Source organism: Micromonospora lupini str. Lupac 08 (assembly GCF_000297395.2).
Lineage (GTDB): Bacteria > Actinomycetota > Actinomycetes > Mycobacteriales > Micromonosporaceae > Micromonospora > Micromonospora lupini.
The window spans coordinates 821,148-836,306 of the sequence record NZ_HF570108.1; the positions used below are offsets into that span (position 1 = coordinate 821,148).

The 15,159-nt window shown below is 72.2% G+C and carries 14 protein-coding genes, 1 tRNA gene and 1 pseudogene; 12 read left to right on the plus strand and 4 right to left on the minus strand.

Features of this window, described 5'->3' with window-relative positions; genetic code table 11:
• The first annotated feature begins 73 nt into the window (after nucleotides 1–73).
• The 3 genes and pseudogenes from rsmI (at nucleotide 74) to MILUP08_RS34385 (ending at nucleotide 1,633) form a co-directional block, all read left to right on the plus strand.
• Entirely contained in the window at nucleotides 74–913 is an 840-nt protein-coding gene (rsmI, locus tag MILUP08_RS05080; RefSeq protein ID WP_039905398.1) for a 16S rRNA (cytidine(1402)-2'-O)-methyltransferase, read from the plus strand.
• 95 nt (nucleotides 914–1,008) lie between these two features.
• Nucleotides 1,009–1,263, plus strand: a complete 255-nt coding sequence (locus tag MILUP08_RS05085) for a type II toxin-antitoxin system Phd/YefM family antitoxin (protein ID WP_007455363.1) — start codon at nucleotides 1,009–1,011, stop codon at nucleotides 1,261–1,263.
• Nucleotides 1,260–1,633: pseudogene (locus MILUP08_RS34385) on the plus strand (type II toxin-antitoxin system VapC family toxin). Before MILUP08_RS05085 ends, MILUP08_RS34385 begins: the two are co-directional and overlap by 4 nt.
• 72 nt (nucleotides 1,634–1,705) lie before the next feature.
• Here the strand turns inward: MILUP08_RS34385 and MILUP08_RS05095 are convergent.
• Entirely contained in the window at nucleotides 1,706–2,410 is a 705-nt protein-coding gene (locus MILUP08_RS05095; RefSeq protein ID WP_237747033.1) for a hypothetical protein, read from the minus strand.
• Nucleotides 2,411–2,937: 527 nt separating this feature from the next.
• Between MILUP08_RS05095 and metG the strand changes: the two genes are divergently transcribed.
• On the plus strand, nucleotides 2,938–4,740 hold the full coding sequence (gene metG / locus MILUP08_RS05100) for a methionine--tRNA ligase (protein ID WP_007455381.1): 1,803 nt from the start codon (nucleotides 2,938–2,940) through the stop codon (nucleotides 4,738–4,740).
• A 45-nt stretch (nucleotides 4,741–4,785) separates the two neighbouring features.
• On the opposite strand, the gene MILUP08_RS05105 is transcribed toward metG, so the two are convergent.
• Nucleotides 4,786–6,033 carry a hypothetical protein gene (locus MILUP08_RS05105; protein ID WP_007455382.1) on the minus strand — a complete coding sequence of 416 codons (1,248 nt, stop codon included), beginning with the start codon at nucleotides 6,031–6,033 and terminating at the stop codon, nucleotides 4,786–4,788.
• Between the two features lie 203 nt (nucleotides 6,034–6,236).
• Between MILUP08_RS05105 and MILUP08_RS05110 the strand changes: the two genes are divergently transcribed.
• From MILUP08_RS05110 to MILUP08_RS05140, 7 genes are all read left to right on the plus strand, one after another.
• Nucleotides 6,237–7,136 carry a TatD family hydrolase gene (locus tag MILUP08_RS05110; RefSeq protein WP_007455383.1) on the plus strand — a complete coding sequence of 300 codons (900 nt, stop codon included), beginning with the start codon at nucleotides 6,237–6,239 and terminating at the stop codon, nucleotides 7,134–7,136.
• A 46-nt stretch (nucleotides 7,137–7,182) separates the two neighbouring features.
• Nucleotides 7,183–8,052, plus strand: a complete 870-nt coding sequence (gene rsmA, locus MILUP08_RS05115) for a 16S rRNA (adenine(1518)-N(6)/adenine(1519)-N(6))-dimethyltransferase RsmA (RefSeq protein ID WP_007455384.1) — start codon at nucleotides 7,183–7,185, stop codon at nucleotides 8,050–8,052.
• 32 nt (nucleotides 8,053–8,084) lie between these two features.
• Nucleotides 8,085–8,672: a Uma2 family endonuclease gene (locus MILUP08_RS05120; RefSeq protein WP_007455385.1), complete on the plus strand. Its 588-nt coding sequence runs from the start codon at nucleotides 8,085–8,087 to the stop codon at nucleotides 8,670–8,672.
• Nucleotides 8,669–9,619 (plus strand): 4-(cytidine 5'-diphospho)-2-C-methyl-D-erythritol kinase, encoded by a 951-nt coding sequence (locus MILUP08_RS05125; RefSeq protein WP_007455386.1) that lies wholly within the window; start codon nucleotides 8,669–8,671, stop codon nucleotides 9,617–9,619. Before MILUP08_RS05120 ends, MILUP08_RS05125 begins: the two co-directional genes overlap by 4 nt.
• A 122-nt stretch (nucleotides 9,620–9,741) precedes the next feature.
• Nucleotides 9,742–11,547 (plus strand): ABC-F family ATP-binding cassette domain-containing protein, encoded by a 1,806-nt coding sequence (locus MILUP08_RS05130; RefSeq protein WP_007455387.1) that lies wholly within the window; start codon nucleotides 9,742–9,744, stop codon nucleotides 11,545–11,547.
• A 95-nt stretch (nucleotides 11,548–11,642) separates the two neighbouring features.
• Nucleotides 11,643–12,098, plus strand: coding sequence for a DUF4383 domain-containing protein (locus tag MILUP08_RS05135; protein ID WP_007455388.1), 456 nt, complete (start codon nucleotides 11,643–11,645; stop codon nucleotides 12,096–12,098).
• Nucleotides 12,099–12,295: 197 nt separating this feature from the next.
• Nucleotides 12,296–12,772 carry a DUF4383 domain-containing protein gene (locus tag MILUP08_RS05140; protein WP_007455390.1) on the plus strand — a complete coding sequence of 159 codons (477 nt, stop codon included), beginning with the start codon at nucleotides 12,296–12,298 and terminating at the stop codon, nucleotides 12,770–12,772.
• Nucleotides 12,773–12,778: 6 nt separating this feature from the next.
• Here the strand turns inward: MILUP08_RS05140 and MILUP08_RS05145 are convergent, their stop codons facing one another.
• A complete protein-coding gene (locus MILUP08_RS05145) occupies nucleotides 12,779–13,465 on the minus strand; it encodes a TetR/AcrR family transcriptional regulator (protein ID WP_007455392.1) in 687 nt (228 codons plus the stop codon).
• Nucleotides 13,466–13,688: 223 nt separating this feature from the next.
• Nucleotides 13,689–14,654, minus strand: coding sequence for an acyl-CoA desaturase (locus MILUP08_RS05150; RefSeq protein WP_007455394.1), 966 nt, complete (start codon nucleotides 14,652–14,654; stop codon nucleotides 13,689–13,691).
• Nucleotides 14,655–14,994: 340 nt separating this feature from the next.
• On the opposite strand from MILUP08_RS05150, the gene MILUP08_RS05155 reads away from it, so the two are divergent.
• Nucleotides 14,995–15,066: transfer RNA gene (locus MILUP08_RS05155), tRNA-Gln, on the plus strand.
• Nucleotides 15,067–15,159 lie beyond the last annotated feature (93 nt).

The window sequence follows — 15,159 nt, forward strand, 5'->3', positions numbered from 1 at the left end:
GGGTGTCGTGTGGCGCCCGTCGTCCCTGATACCGGTATTCGCTGTCGATGAAGGAGACGATGTCGTGGGTGAAATGTCCGAAGCTGGGCGCCTGATCCTGCTCGGTGCCCCGCTCGGCAACCCCGCCGACGCCTCGGCCCGGTTCCGGGAGGTGCTGGCCAGCGCCGACGTGGTGGCCGCCGAGGACACCCGCCGCCTCACCCGGCTGGCCCGTGACCTCGACATCACGGTCGGAGGCCGGATCGTCTCCTATTTCGAGGGCAACGAGGAACGGCGTACTCCCGAACTCGTCGAGGTCATCCTCGGCGGGTACGCGGTGGCGCTGGTGACCGACGGCGGCATGCCGAGCGTCTCCGACCCGGGTTACCGGCTGGTCCGGGCCGCGCTGGACGTCGGGGCGCCGGTCACCGTCGCGCCCGGGCCCAGCGCCGTGACCACAGCCCTCGCCGTCTCCGGGCTGCCCTGTGACCGGTTCTGCTTCGAGGGGTTCCTGCCCCGCAGTGGGAGCGCCCGCCGGTCCCGGCTGCGCGCCCTCGCCGCCGAGGAGCGCACCCTCGTCTTCTTCGAGGCGCCGCACCGGATCGGCGCGGCGCTCGCCGACCTGGCCGAGACGTTCGGGGCGGACCGGCCGGCCGCGCTCTGCCGGGAACTCACCAAGACCTACGAGGAGGTGCTCCGCCGCCCCCTCGGCGAGTTGGCCCGGTGGGCCGCCGAGGGTGATCCGCGCGGGGAGATCACCCTGGTGGTGGCCGGGTCGCCGGCGACCGCCCCGGAACGCCCCGACGACGACGCCCTGCGCGCTGCCGTCGCCGAGCGGGAGGCCGCCGGCCGGTCCCGCCGGGACGCCATCACGGACGTCGCCACCGAATACGCGCTGCGCCGCCGCGAGGTCTACACGATCGTGCACAGCTGACCGGCTCGGCGTTCGGGACCCGAGCGGCCGAACCGTCGGGCGCGTGGGGTCGGGCAGGCCAAACTAAGCCCTTAGCTAACCAGGGAGGTCGCGCGGTGTCGGCTGAGGCAGTGCACTACGACATTCATGACGCCAAGACCCATCTGTCGCGCATCATCGAACGGGTGGAGCGCGGCGAGGAGATCATCATCGATCGGGCCGGCACGCCTGTGGCAAAGGTGGTGCCCCTGGTCCGGCGGGCCAACCGCGCCGCCGTCGGTTCCCTCGCCGGCCAACTGGACCTCTCCGGCGACTGGGACTCACCAGAAACCAACGCCCAGATCGCCACCGACTTCGGCATCGGCGCATGACCCTGCTGCTGGACACTCACGTCGCGCTCCGGCCATCACGGGTGACGCGACGGTCGGCGTCGAGTTCCTCGACCGGCTACGCCACGAGCCGGACATCTTCCTCTCGCCGGTCACCCTTTAAGAGATCACCATCAAACAGAGTGTCGGGAAACTCGCTGGCCCCCCTGACCTCGCTGAGCGGGTCAGAGACATGGGCTTCCGGGAACTCCCGGTAACCCACGCCCACGCCATCGCCGCTGGCCGCCTGCCGCCACATCACCGCGACCCCTTCGATCGCATGTTGGTGGCCCAGGCGATCACTGAGAATCTCACCCTGGCCTCCCGCGACGCGTCGGTAGCCCTGTACGACGTGGACGTCCTCAAGGTGTGATCGGGCGGGCCCGAGCCATTCCAGAGCGGCCGGCAGACCCGGATCTGAACCGTGGATCACGAGTCGGCGGGGTCACCAGGCGGCGGCGAGGAAGCCGAGGGTGATCAGCGCCGGGCCGGCGAGAGCCGCGGCCACCGACCAGCGGCGGTGTCGCCGGCCGGGCATTCGGGCCGATCCCGTCCACCTGACGATGCCGGCGGTGCAGCCGAGCACCGCCAGCAGGCCGGGCAGCCAGCGCAGGTGTCGGCCCGGGCCGGTGTCGGCGTACGCGGTGCCGCCGTCCGGGCCGGTCATCCGCGCCGGCAGCGCCGTCCCGGGGGCGCTGCCTCCGGCGGGTACGCCGCTGATGCGTACGCCGTGGGCCAGGAACCGCCCGTCGTCGGCCGTGAAGATGCCCCGGCACCGCTGGGTGAGACCGCCTCCGGTGCAGTGGTCGATCACCACCGTGCCGTCGCGCGCGTGCCCGACCGCGAGCCAGAACGGTCCGGCGCTGACCCAGGCGAAGAAGGCCGCGACCAGGCTCAGCAGCACCAGCGCCGTCAGTCCGGGCAGCGGATCCGGCAAGGCGCTCGTCCGGGACGCCTGACGGCGAGCCCTCGCCGGGGCGCGGCGCTGGGGGGCGACGTCCTCCCGGACGGGGGTGCCGTCCCAGTGCACCTCCTCGATCGGCGCCCAGAACGCGACCTCGTCGTCCGGTGGCCGGTCCCCGTCGGCCCGGGGGGCCTCCCGGTGACGGCTCTGCTGGCGTACCGGCACCCGACGTGGCACGGCGTCCACCGGCGCCCCGGTGGTCGGCTCCACCTCGACGGGGGCCCTGTCGGCCGACGGGCCCGGCGGGTTCGGGCGGGCCGGGCTGGGCACGGGCGCGGTCGGGCTGGGCCGCGCCGGGTGGGGGCTGGCGCGGCCGGCGTGGGCCGGGCCGGGGTCGCGGTGACCTCCGGCGACCCGTCCCGCCGCGGCGCGGCCGCCCGTCCGGAGGGCGTGGGTCGCTGGTGGCCCGGCCGGTCGGGTGCGGCGGCGGGGACCAGCCGGGGTTGCGGCGCGACCCCGGCACCCCGGGGCGAGCCGGACGCCGGGGCGGGCTCGTCGCCGCCCGTCGGCCCGGTGGGACGCTCGTCGTGGTCCCGGGCCGCTCCTCTGCCAGTCACGACGTTCATTGCACACCGGTGGCGCGGGCTGATCGGGCAGCTGGACCGCGTGTCGACGACAAATCGGACCAATGGGCGGGGTGGTCGGTCCGGTCCGGCGTCCGGCACCCCCATTGGTTCGCGGATGCCCCGGGCGGGTCACTAGGCTTGCTGCTCATGAGTCACGTTCTCGCGGCAGTGGCCTGGCCGTACGCCAACGGCCCCCGCCACATCGGCCACGTCTCCGGTTTCGGCGTTCCCTCCGACGTCTTCGCCCGGTACATGCGGATGGCCGGCCACGACGTGCTCATGGTCTCCGGCACCGACGAGCACGGCACCCCCATCCAGGTGCAGGCCGACGCCGACGGGGTGACCCCGCGCGAGCTGGCCGACAGGTACAACAGGGTGATCGTCGAGGACCTGCACGGCCTCGGTCTCTCCTACGACCTGTTCACCCGCACCACCACCCGCAACCACTACGCGGTGGTGCAGGAGCTGTTCGAGGGGATGTACCGCAACGGCTACATCGTGCCGAAGACCACCATGGGCGCGATCTCGCCGTCCACCGGGCGCACCCTGCCCGACCGGTACATCGAGGGCACCTGCCCGATCTGCGGGTACGACAGCGCGCGCGGCGACCAGTGCGACAACTGCGGCAACCAGCTCGACCCGATCGACCTGATCGACCCGAAGTCGCGGATCAACGGGGAGACCCCGAAGTTCGTCGAGACCGAGCACTTCTTCCTGGACCTGCCCGCCCTGGCCGACGTGCTCCGCCAGTGGCTGGACACCCGGGAGGGATGGCGGCCCAACGTGCTGCGGTTCTCCCGCAACCTGCTCGACGACCTCCAGCCCCGGGCGATCACGCGGGACCTGGAGTGGGGCGTGCCGATCCCGCTGGACGGCTGGCGGGACCGCCCCGACAAGCGGATCTACGTCTGGTTCGACGCGGTGATCGGCTACCTGTCCGCCTCCATCGAGTGGGCCCGCCGCTCGGGCGACCCGGAGGCGTGGCGCAGGTGGTGGTCCGCCGACGGGGAGGGCAAGGACGCCCGGTCCTACTACTTCATGGGCAAGGACAACATCGTCTTCCACTCGGTGATCTGGCCGGCGCTGCTCTCCGGATACTCCGGCGAGGGCTCCCGCGACGGTGAGCCGGGCGAGCTGGGCCAGCTCAACCTGCCCACCGAGGTGGTTTCCAGCGAATACCTGACCATGGAGGGGCGCAAGTTCTCCTCGTCCCGCAAGGTGGTCATCTACGTCCGCGACTTCCTGGAGCGCTACGACGCCGACGCGCTGCGCTACTTCATCGCCGCCGCCGGCCCGGAGAGCAACGACACCGACTTCACCTGGGCCGAGTTCCTGCGCCGCAACAACGACGAGCTGGTCGCCGGCTGGGGCAACCTGGTCAACAGGTGCGTCTCGATGGCCGCGAAGAACTTCGGGGCGATCCCGTCGATCGACCCGGCCGGCCTCACCGAGGCCGACGAGGCGCTGCTCGCCACGGCCCGCGCCGGTTTCGACACGGTTGGCGACCTGATCGGCCGGCACCGGCAGAAGCAGGCCATCGGCGAGGCCATGAAGGTGGTCGCCGAGGCCAACAGGTACCTGTCCGAGCAGGCGCCGTGGAAGCTCAAGGACGAGGCCGACAAGCCCCGCATGGGCACCATCCTGCACGTCGCCCTCCAGGTGATCAGCGACGCCAACACGCTGCTCACCCCGTTCCTGCCGCACTCCGCGCAGCAGGTGCACGAGCTGCTGGGCCGCACCGGCGTGCACGCGCCGATGCCTGTCATCGAGCAGGTCGACGACCTGGACGGCGGTCCGTCGTACCCGGTGCTGACCGGGGACTACACGGTGGGCGCGCGCTGGGAGTCGGTGCCGCTGGAGGCCGGCACGCCGCTGGCCGCGCCGAAGCCGGTGTTCCGCAAGCTCGACCCGTCGATCGTCGACGAGGAGCTGGCCCGACTGGCCGGCTGAGCGTACGACGCCCCCGGCGGCGGGGCATCCGGCCGCCGGGGGACGTCACATCGCGTAGCGGGTGTCCATGACCTGGTCGTTGGTCACCTCGACGCCCGGCGCCCACGTCTCGTAGATGCCCCGGTCGTGGCACTGCGCGCCGGTGGTGATCACGGCGTCCGGGTCCGGGTGGCGCAGCCGCAGGCGCAGCCAGCCGGCCTCCTCCCGCAGCACCAGGCAGGACACGCCCCGCCACTGCGCGAACCGGACCCGGCGGGCCACCGCGTCCACCGGATAGCGGGCCGCCCGGGTCATCGCCAGCACCCGGAACCCGCCGGGCAGGTCGGCCACCGCCTCGTACTCCGTGTCGCCGTAGAGGCCGACCAACTGGGTGGAGCGCGGGGCGTCGCCGGTCGGCACGTACTCCTGGTCGGGGGAGAGGCCCGGCACCGCGGCCAGCAGGTGCCGCCACTGCGGGCCCACCATCCGCAGCCACGCGCGCTGCTCGGCCTGGTAGCTGTAGAGCACCACCTCCACGCCCTCGCTGGGGTAGGCGAGCAGTGTCGCGTTCGCCGGCATCGGCAGGTCGGCGAAGTCCCGGGTGATGAACTCGGGGACGAGTTGCCCGTTGCTCGGCACGAAACCGGTGCCCAGCACCGGAGGGCCCAGCCGGTCCCGGGACGCCAACGCCGTCAGGCCCCGGTGCGTCTCGCCCACCGGCACGTCGTAGTCGCCCGGGTCGGCAGCCCGCCACCGCAGCGCGTACGCCACGTCCGAGCCGTCCCGTCCGACGTCGCCGTCGGTGCGCAGCACAGTGGTCGCCGCCGGCGTCCGCAGGTGCGCCACGTCGTGCTCCCGGTAGCAGAAACCGTGCGGCAGCCAGCCCCGCACGTACCCGGCGAGCTGCCGGGCGGAGAGCACCTTCACCATCCGGGTGCCGCGCCGGACGACCGCCGAGGCACGCACCGCGGCCACCACCGGGTCACCCGCCGCGGACGGCTGCTGGCTGAGCTGGTGTACGTGCGACCAGCCGTGCTCCCGGTGCGCCGGCATCATCAGCGGTGTCTCCGGCTCCTCCGCCGGCTCGGCGGCCCCGTGCACCGCGCTCACCTCGGTGACGTGCACGAACCGACGCCACGGCAGGGCGCTGCCCGGACGGGGTGCCCGCTCGAAGCCGGCCACCTCCTCGGCGCTGAACAGCTCGTACGCGGCGCCGCGGGCGATCTCCTCGGCCGGGTAGACGCCGCCGCCGAACGCCACGCGCAGCCCGGTCCGTTCGCCGGCGGCACCGCTGGCCTGAGGGGCGACGCTCATGATGCCCCGCTGCTGTGCCTCATGGTTCGCTCGCTGCGCTCGCTCACGCCGCCACCTCGCTCCGCTCGGCAGCGGCGCGAGGCGCCACGCTGCTGTGCCCCATGGTTCGCTCGCTGCGCTCGCTCACGCCGGCGACGGTAGAGTCGCGCGGCGTAGTCGAGGTGAACGCCGGGTGGCGGGCGGATGGACGGCCCCGGTGTGTGATGCTGTCGCTGATGAGCGAGCCGACTGAAACCCGCCGCGAGCGTGCCGCCCGGCGGGCCGGAGAGTTCCCGCCCGCCCCCGAGCCGCTGCCCCGGCCGGTGCTGGACAGCCACACCCACCTGGACATCACCGTCAGCGAGGCCGGCGTGCCCGGCGGCGGGCCGTCCGACGACCCGGTCGCCACGGCGATCACGGTGGCCGCCGAGGTCGGGGTGGACCGGCTGGTCCAGGTGGGCGTGGACGTGGCCTCCTCGCGGTGGGGCGCGGACGTCGCCGACCGCTATCCCGCCGTGCTGGCCACGGTGGCGCTGCACCCCAACGAGGCGCCCCGGCTGGCCGACCTCGACGAGGCCCTGCGGGAGATCGAGTCCCTCGCCGCCCGCGACCGGGTCCGAGGGATCGGCGAGACCGGCATGGACTTCTTCCGCACCGGCGACGAGGGACGCGCCGCGCAGGAGACGAGTTTCCGGGCGCACATCGCCATCGCCAAGCGGCACGACAAGGCGTTGGTCATCCACGACCGGGACGCGCACGCCGACGTGCTGCGGATCCTCGACGACGAGGGCGCGCCGGACACGGTGGTGCTGCACTGCTTCTCCGGTGACGCCGAGTTCGCCCGGGAGTGCGTGCGCCGGGGCTACCTGCTCAGCTTCGCCGGCACCGTCACCTTCGGCAGCGCCGCCGCCCTGCGTGCGGCCGCCGCCCTCACCCCGCTGGACCAGATCCTGGTGGAGACCGACGCCCCCTACCTCACGCCGATCCCGCACCGAGGGCGGCCGAACGCCTCGTACCTCATCCCGCTCACCGTCCGTTTCCTCGCCGCGACCACCGGCAGCGACCTGGACGAGTTGTGCGCGGCCATCTCCGCCACCGGCGACCGGGCCTTCGGGCCGTGGTGAGCCCGGCCCGGCGGCCGGTCCCGGCGACGCCGCTACGCTGCCAGCCATGACCGGTCTCCTCGGCCCGGCGGAGATCCGGGAGCTGGCCGCCCGGCTGGGCGTCGCGCCCACCAAGAAGCTCGGCCAGAACTTCGTGCACGATCCGAACACCGTGCGCCGGATCGTCACCGCCGCCGGCCTGACCCCCGACGACGTGGCCCTGGAGGTCGGCCCCGGGCTCGGCTCCCTCACCCTGGGGCTGCTGCCGGTCGCCGGGCACGTGCACGCCGTGGAGATCGACCCGACGCTCGCCGGCGCGCTGCCGGAGACCGCCGCCCGGCATGCCGGTGCGGACGCCGCCCGCCTGACCGTGCACCGCGCCGACGCGCTGCGCGTCCGCGCCGCCGAGCTGGGTGACCCGCCGCCGACCGCGCTTGTCGCGAACCTGCCCTACAACGTCGCCGTACCGGTGGTGTTGCACCTTCTCGCCGAGCTGCCCAGCCTCCGACACGGCCTGGTGATGGTGCAGAAGGAGGTCGCCGACCGGCTCGTCGCCGGTCCCGGCTCCAAGGTGTACGGCATCCCGTCGGTGAAGCTCGCCTGGTACGCCCACGCCCGGGGCGCCGGCAAGGTGCCGCCGAACGTGTTCTGGCCGGTGCCCAACGTCGACTCCGGACTGGTCGCCTTCACCTGCCACGAACCGCCACGCGCCGACGTACCCCGGGAGCGGGTCTTCGCCGTGGTGGATGCGGCGTTCGCGCAGCGCCGCAAGACCCTGCGCGCCGCGTTGGCCGGCTGGGCCGGTGGTCCGGACCGGGCCGCCGACGCGCTGACCGCCGCCGGCGTCGACCCCGGTGCCCGGGGGGAGTCACTGACCGTCGAGCAGTTCGCCGCCATCGCCGCGTCGGCTCCGGCCGGTACGCGGGCCGCGAAGTAGGCTGACGCCGTGCCCGCCGAGGAGGTGTACGAGTGACCGCGGATGCTCTGCCGCCGCCGCGCAACCGGTGGTCCGGTCCGGACCTCTGGCGCCAGAAGCTCGGCAACTACACCGTCGAAGACGTGCTCTCCCTGCCCGACGACGCTCCCCGGGTGGAGCTACGCGACGGAGTCATGATCGTGGTCCCCTCCCCGACGTTCGGTCATCAGAAGATCAGCGGCCTGCTCTGGAATTGGCTGAGGCAACATTCGCCGCAGGGGATGGAGGCCAGCTTCGCCACAGGCGTCATGGTCGGTGTCGACCAGACCTTCGAGCCTGACGTCATGCTCCTCTCGGCGGAAACGATCAACTATGACAGCCACTACTCGACCGCTGATCCCGTGATTCTGGTTGTCGAGGTCGTCTCCCGCAGCACCCGACGGCGGGACCGGTTGGAGAAGCCGGCCGACTACGCCGACGCCGGGATTCCGCACTACTGGCGGATCGAGCAGAATCCGGTGCACGTGTACGCGTACGACCTGGTCGACGGCCGGTACGAGCTGGCCGCCGACTCCGCCGAGGAGCTGATCGTGACCAAGCCGTTCGACATCCGCCTGCGCGTACGGGACATCACCCCGTGACCGAGGCCTGGCGACCGGACGACGAGGACGAGCGACGCGGGGCCATCGGTCCGGTGAAGGTCCGGGTGCCCGCCAAGGTCAACCTGCACCTCGGGGTGGGCCCGCTGCGCCGCGACGGCTACCACGAGCTGAACACCGTCTACCACGCCATCTCCATCTACGACGAGCTGACCGCCCGCCGGGGCGACACGCTGGCGTTGACCATGGAGGGCGAGGGCACCGGCGAGCTGGCGCTCGACGACTCCAACCTGGTGATCCGCGCCGCGCACGCCCTGGCCGGGTACGCCGGGGTGCTGCCGCACGCCCGCCTGCACCTGCGCAAGCAGATCCCGCTCGCCGGAGGACTGGCCGGCGGCAGCGCCGACGCGGCCGCCGCGCTTGTGGCCTGCGACGCGCTGTGGGGCACCGGGCTGTCCCGCGACGAGTTGGCCGGAATCGCCGCCGACCTGGGCTCCGACGTGCCGTTCCTGATCTACGGCGGCACCGCGCTGGGCACCGGCCGGGGTGAGGCGGTCAGCCCCGTGCTGGCCCGGGCCACCTCCTGGCACTGGGTCGTGGCGATCGCCGACGGCGGCCTGTCCACCCCGGCGGCCTATCGCGAGCTGGACCGGCTGCGCGACTCCGGCGCCGCCGGTGCCCCGCTGGGCAGCACCGACGCGCTGCTGGGCGCGCTGCGTCAACGCGATCCCCGCGTCCTCGCCGGTACCCTCGGCAACGACCTGCAGGACGCCGCGCTGGCCATGCGCCCCGCGCTCGCCGACACCCTGAAGGCCGGCGAGGCAGCCGGCGCGCTCACCGGCATCGTCTCCGGCTCCGGCCCGACCTGCGTCTTCCTCGCCGCCGACGCGGCCGACGCCGAGCGGATCGCCGCCGAGCTGACAAGCGCCGGCGTGTGCCGGGAGGCCCGGGTCGCGCACGGCCCGGTCGTCGGCGCCCGCGTCGGCTGACGGCCCGTCCCACCCGGCCCGCGGGCGCGCGGCGTGGGCGTCCCGGGTGTCCGCGTACCCTTGAGCCAGGCGTCCCGAGGTGCCCGCCGGCACCCGGACGCCTTGATCTTGAAGGGTGGAACGTGGCCAACATCGTCAATCTGGACCGGGTGTCCAAGGGGTACGGCGCCGCCGGGCGGCTGCTCACGGACGTCTCGCTCGGCCTGGACGACGCCGACCGGATCGGTGTGGTCGGCCTCAACGGCGCCGGCAAGTCCACCCTGCTGCGCCTGCTCACCAAGCAGGAGGAGCCCGACGACGGCCGGGTCACCCACCGCCGTGACCTGCGCGTGCTCTGGCTACCGCAGCAGCTCACCCTCGCTCCGGACGCCACCGTCCGGGACGTCGTGCTCGGCACCGCCTGGCTCGGTGAGGGCATGGGCGCCGAGCACGAGTGGGCCGGCGACGCCGGTGTCCGCAACATCCTCGACGGCCTCGGCATGCCGCACCTCGGCCTCGACCAGCCGGTCGGCCCGATGTCCGGTGGCGAACGGCGGCGGGTGGCGCTCGCCGCGCTGCTCGTCCGCGACTCGGACCTGCTGATCCTCGACGAGCCCACCAACCACCTCGATGTCGGCGGTGTCGACTGGCTGGCCCGGCACCTGGTCGGCCGCAAGGGCGCCCTCGTCGTGGTCACCCACGACAGGTGGTTCCTGGACGCGGTCTGCACCACCACCTGGGAGGTCGCCGACCAGACCGTCCGCGCGTACGAGGGTGGCTTCGCCGCCTGGACCCTCGCCCGCGCCGAGCGTGAACGCGTCGCCGCCGCCACCGAGGCCCGCCGGCAGAACCTGCTGCGCAAGGAGATCGCCTGGCTGCGACGCGGCCCGCCCGCCCGCACCTCCAAGCCCCAGTTCCGCATCGACGCCGCGAACGCGCTGATCGCCGACGTGCCGCCGGCCCGCGACACCATGTCCCTGCAGCGCATGGCCACGTCCCGGCTCGGCAAGCAGGTGTACGACCTGGAGAACGTCGAGCTGCACGCCGGCCCCAAGGAGATCCTGCGCGGCGTCACGTGGCTGGTCGGTCCCGGTGACCGGATCGCCATCCTCGGCGCCAACGGCGCCGGAAAGACCACCCTGCTGCGGATGCTCGCCGGCATCACCCGCCCCGACGGCGGCCGCCTCGGCACGGGCTCCACCGTGCGACCGGCGTTCCTCTCCCAGGAGCTCGCCGAGCTGCCCGGGCACCTGCGCGTGCTGGAAGCTGTCGAGGAGGTCGCCCGCCGGGTCCAGCTCGGTGACCGGGAGGTCTCCGCCTCCCAGCTCGCCGAGGTCTTCGGCTTCGACGACCGTCGGCTCTGGACCCCGGTCAGCGACCTCTCCGGCGGAGAGCGTCGCCGGTTGCAGATGCTGCGGCTGCTCGCCGGCGAACCCAACGTGCTGCTCTTCGACGAGCCCACCAACGACCTGGACACGGACACCCTCGCGTCGCTGGAGGACCTGCTCGACTCGTGGCCCGGCACGATCATCGTGGCCAGTCACGACCGCTACCTCATCGAACGCGTCACCGACACGGCGTACGGGATGTTCGGCGACGGTCGGCTCGTGCACCTGCCCGGTGGCGTCGACGAGTACCTCGCCCGGACCGCCGAGCGAGCCGGCTCCCCCCGGGCCGGAGGCATCCCGTCGGTCACGCCGGCCGGGCCCACCGCGGGTGGCATGTCCGCCGCCGAGGTGCGCCAGGCCCGCAAGGAGCTGACCCGGCTGGAACGGCAGCTCGGCAAGCTCGACCAGCGCGAGGTCACCCTGCTCGACCAGCTCGCCGCCGACGCCACCGACTACGCCCGCGTCGCCGAGCTGGACACTCAGCTCAAGGATCTGCGCGCCGAACGGGAACGGATCGAGGAGACCTGGATGACCCTCGCCGAGGACCTGCCCGAGAGCTGAGCGGGCCGGGCGCGCCGGCGCGGGGGCCGTGTGCGGCGTCACACCGACACATGCGGGACAATCGTCGGCGACACCTCACCCTTGGAGACCCAGACATGGCCCACACCCCCATCAACCACCCCGCGCGGCCGATCTACCGGGCGATCGGCGGGCTGACCGGTCTGTACCTGGTGGTCTTCGGCGTGCTCGGCATCATCGCGGGCGCCGGTGACGAGATCCTCGCCCAGGACGACACCCGCGTCCTCGGCCAGGGCACCAACCTCGGCTTCTCGCTGCTGTGCGTGCTGCTCGGGCTCGTCGTGCTGGTCGGCACCGCGCTCGGCCGCAACATCGACGTGGCGATCAACCAGTGGCTGGCGTACGCCCTGATGGTGATCAGCCTGGCCGGTCTGGCCTTCATCCGGACCGACGCCAACTTCTTCAACTTCAGCATCTTCACCGTGATCGTCGTGATGACGGCCGCCCTGGTGCTGCTCATGGCCGGCATGTACGGCAAGGTCGGCACTGAGGATGAGGCGGAGGCTTTCCAGAAGGCTCGTCTCGTTCTCTGAGTCTCTCGCGGTTGTGGTTTTCGCCGGAGCCCGAGCTGCTCCGGGCGGTCAGGCTTGATCCCTGCGCAGCTCGGGCTCCGGCGAAAACCCGACCTGGTCCTGCCTTCGGCGGACCCTTTCGGGCTTCGGGGTTCTTCGGACAGTTGGCTCTTGTTTGGGCGACAATCCTCCTGAATCGGTCAATCAGGGGGTCTGGTATGCCGCACTTTCCGGTGAACCATCCGGCACGGCCGCTCTACCGGGTCCTCTCCGGCCTGATCGGCGTCTACATCCTGGTCTTCGGTGTCTGGGGTGTCGCCGAGACGATCGGCGACCCACTCTTCGACCGGGGCAGCCACTGGGCCCTCGGGCTCCGCACCAACCTGGCCTTCTCACTCGCCTCGGTGGTCTTCGGAGCCGTCCTGATCTTCGGAGCGTCCCGGCGCAGCAACCTCGGCCACTACATGAACCTCACCGCCGGGGTGGTGTTCCTGGTGACCAGCATCCTGATGATGTCCGTGCTGCAGACCGACGCGAACTTCCTCAACTTCTCGATGTCGACAGTGATCGTGTCGATGCTGTTCGGGCTGATCCTGCTCGGCACCGGCCTCTACGACAAGGTCGGCCCGTCGGAGCACGCCGAGGCGGAGATGGAACGCCGCAAACATCCGGTGGCCGACGCGCACCGCAGCTGACCGGGGTCAGTGGCGACGGCTGGTGATCAAGGTCGGCTTCGCCTCCAGGTGCGACAACCCGTTCCAGGCCAGGTTGACCAGGTGCGCCGCCACCGTCTCCTTGCGTGGCTTGCGCACCTCCAGCCACCAGCGGCCGGTCAACGCGACCATGCCCACCAGCGCCTGCGAGTAGAGCTCGGCCAGCTTCGGGTCGTACCCCCGGCTCTTGAACTCGGCGCCCAGGATGTGCTCGACCTGGTGCGCCACGTCGTTCATCACGCTGCTGAACGTGGCCGTCCCGGACATCAGCGGCGACTCACGGACCAGCACCCGGAACCCGCTGGTCTCCTCCTCGATGTAGCCCAGCAGGGCCATCGCCGCCTGCTCCAGCAGCTCGCGCGGATGCCCCGCGGTAAGCGCCGTGGTGATCCGGTCCAGGAGGGCCCGGACCTCCCGGTCGACAACTACCGCGTACAGCCCCTCCTTGCCGCCGAAGTGCTCGTACACCACCGGCTTGGAGACCTTGGCGCGGGCCGCCACCTCCTCGATGGAGGTGGCGTCGAAACCGCGCTCGGCGAACAGTTGCCGGCCGGTCGCGATCAACTGCTCGCGGCGCTGGGCCGCCGACATGCGTACGCGGGAGGCGGGCTTGGGTTTCGCCGCCGCAGCCGGCACCGGGCGCCGGCTGCCGGCGTCGTCGCTGACCTCGGGCATGTCGCCGCCTCGCTGGCGCTCGGTCACGCCCTGCCGTGGGATGGTGCCTCCGCTGTGCCCGTTCACGTCGTCGCCTCACTGGCGGGCGGCCGGACCGCCCTGCCGTGCCGTCCGACCGTACCCGGATCGGGCCCGGCCCCCCGTCCGCCGAGCCGTCCGGTTAACCCGCTGCGCTCGGTCATCCGGCCATCCTGCCAGGCGACACGCCGCGGCATCGCCCGGTTTATCGGGGTGCGACAGGCTTCACGAGCTTCGCGGCGAGGCGCTCGGGCTTGGGCCAGCGCACCTGCGACGCCGCGCCCGTCTTCTCGAACAGCCAGATCACCCGGGCGGAGATGTCCACCTGACCACGCAGCACGCCGTGCCGCGCGCTGGTCGGGTCGGCGTGGTGCAGGTTGTGCCAGCTCTCACCGAACGACAGGATCGCCAGCGGCCAGAAGTTCGACGCGCGGTCGCCCTGGCGCATCGCGAACGGGCGCTCGCCGTACACGTGGCAGACCGAGTTGATCGCCCAGGTGACGTGGTGCAGGAGGCCGATCCGGACCAGCCCGGCCCAGAAGAATGCGGTAAGCGCTCCCTGCCACGACCAGGTCACCAGGCCCCCGATCAGCGCCGGGCCGAGCAGCGAGACGGCCACCAGCACGGGGAACAGCCGGTCCACTCGGCTGATGTCGCGGTCGGCGATCAGATCCGGTGCGAACCGCTCCCGGTTGGACAGTTCGCGGCGGAACAGCCAGCCCACGTGTGCGTGGAACAGGCCCCGCGTCAGTGCCCAGAAGCTGGTGCCGAAACGCCACGGCGAGTGCGGGTCACCCTCCAGGTCGGAGAACGCGTGGTGCCGCCGGTGATCGGCCACCCACTGGATGATCTCGCCCTGCACGGCCAGCGAACCCGCGACCGCCAGGGTCACCCGCAGCCACCGCTTGGCCTTGAACGAGCCGTGCGTGAAGTAGCGGTGGAAGCCCACAGTGATGCCGAGCCCGGAGACCACGTACCAGACCAGGCCGATGATCACGTCGCTCCAACCCAGCCAGCCGCCCCAGGCCATCGGCACGGCGACCAGCAGGGCCACGAAGGGAATCACGACGAAGGCCCACAGGGCGGCCAGGATCCCGGAGGACTGGCTGCCGTCGGTGAGCGGTTTCGGGCCGGGACCGGCGGTGTGGGGTTCGAGCATGGTGGTGGACATGGCACCTCGCAGAGGGGACGGAAACGATCACGAACCTACGCCTACGTCACCGTAACTTACGGCTCGGTAGAGCGCACGGGGAAGTTTCGGAACGTCGCCGCACGAACGTTCCAAAGCCCTGGTCAGGGCCGTTGCTCCGGGCTGTATTCGTCCGTCTCGGCCCCCTGGTTCGGGGCCCGTCGCGGCGTCCAGCGAGGGGTGCCATCGCCGCCGGCGCCGTGATCGACGCGGGAGGATTGGAAGGATCATGAAGGGCAGGAGTGCTGGCGTCGCCCCGGTCGGGCGTTAAGGTGTAGCGGCAGGATGCTCGTCGGGGAGCGACGGCGTCCTGACGTTGCGATCGGCCGTGGTGTAATTGGCAACACCCGGGTCTTTGGTACCCGTATTTCAGGTTCGAACCCTGGCGGCCGAGCTGTTCCCCTAAGTCCGTTTTGGGTTCTCCTGGGGGTAAGAGGGAACGGTGCCGGGCCCCGTGGTTAGCATGGCCGCGAGAGTGTCCGCCGTC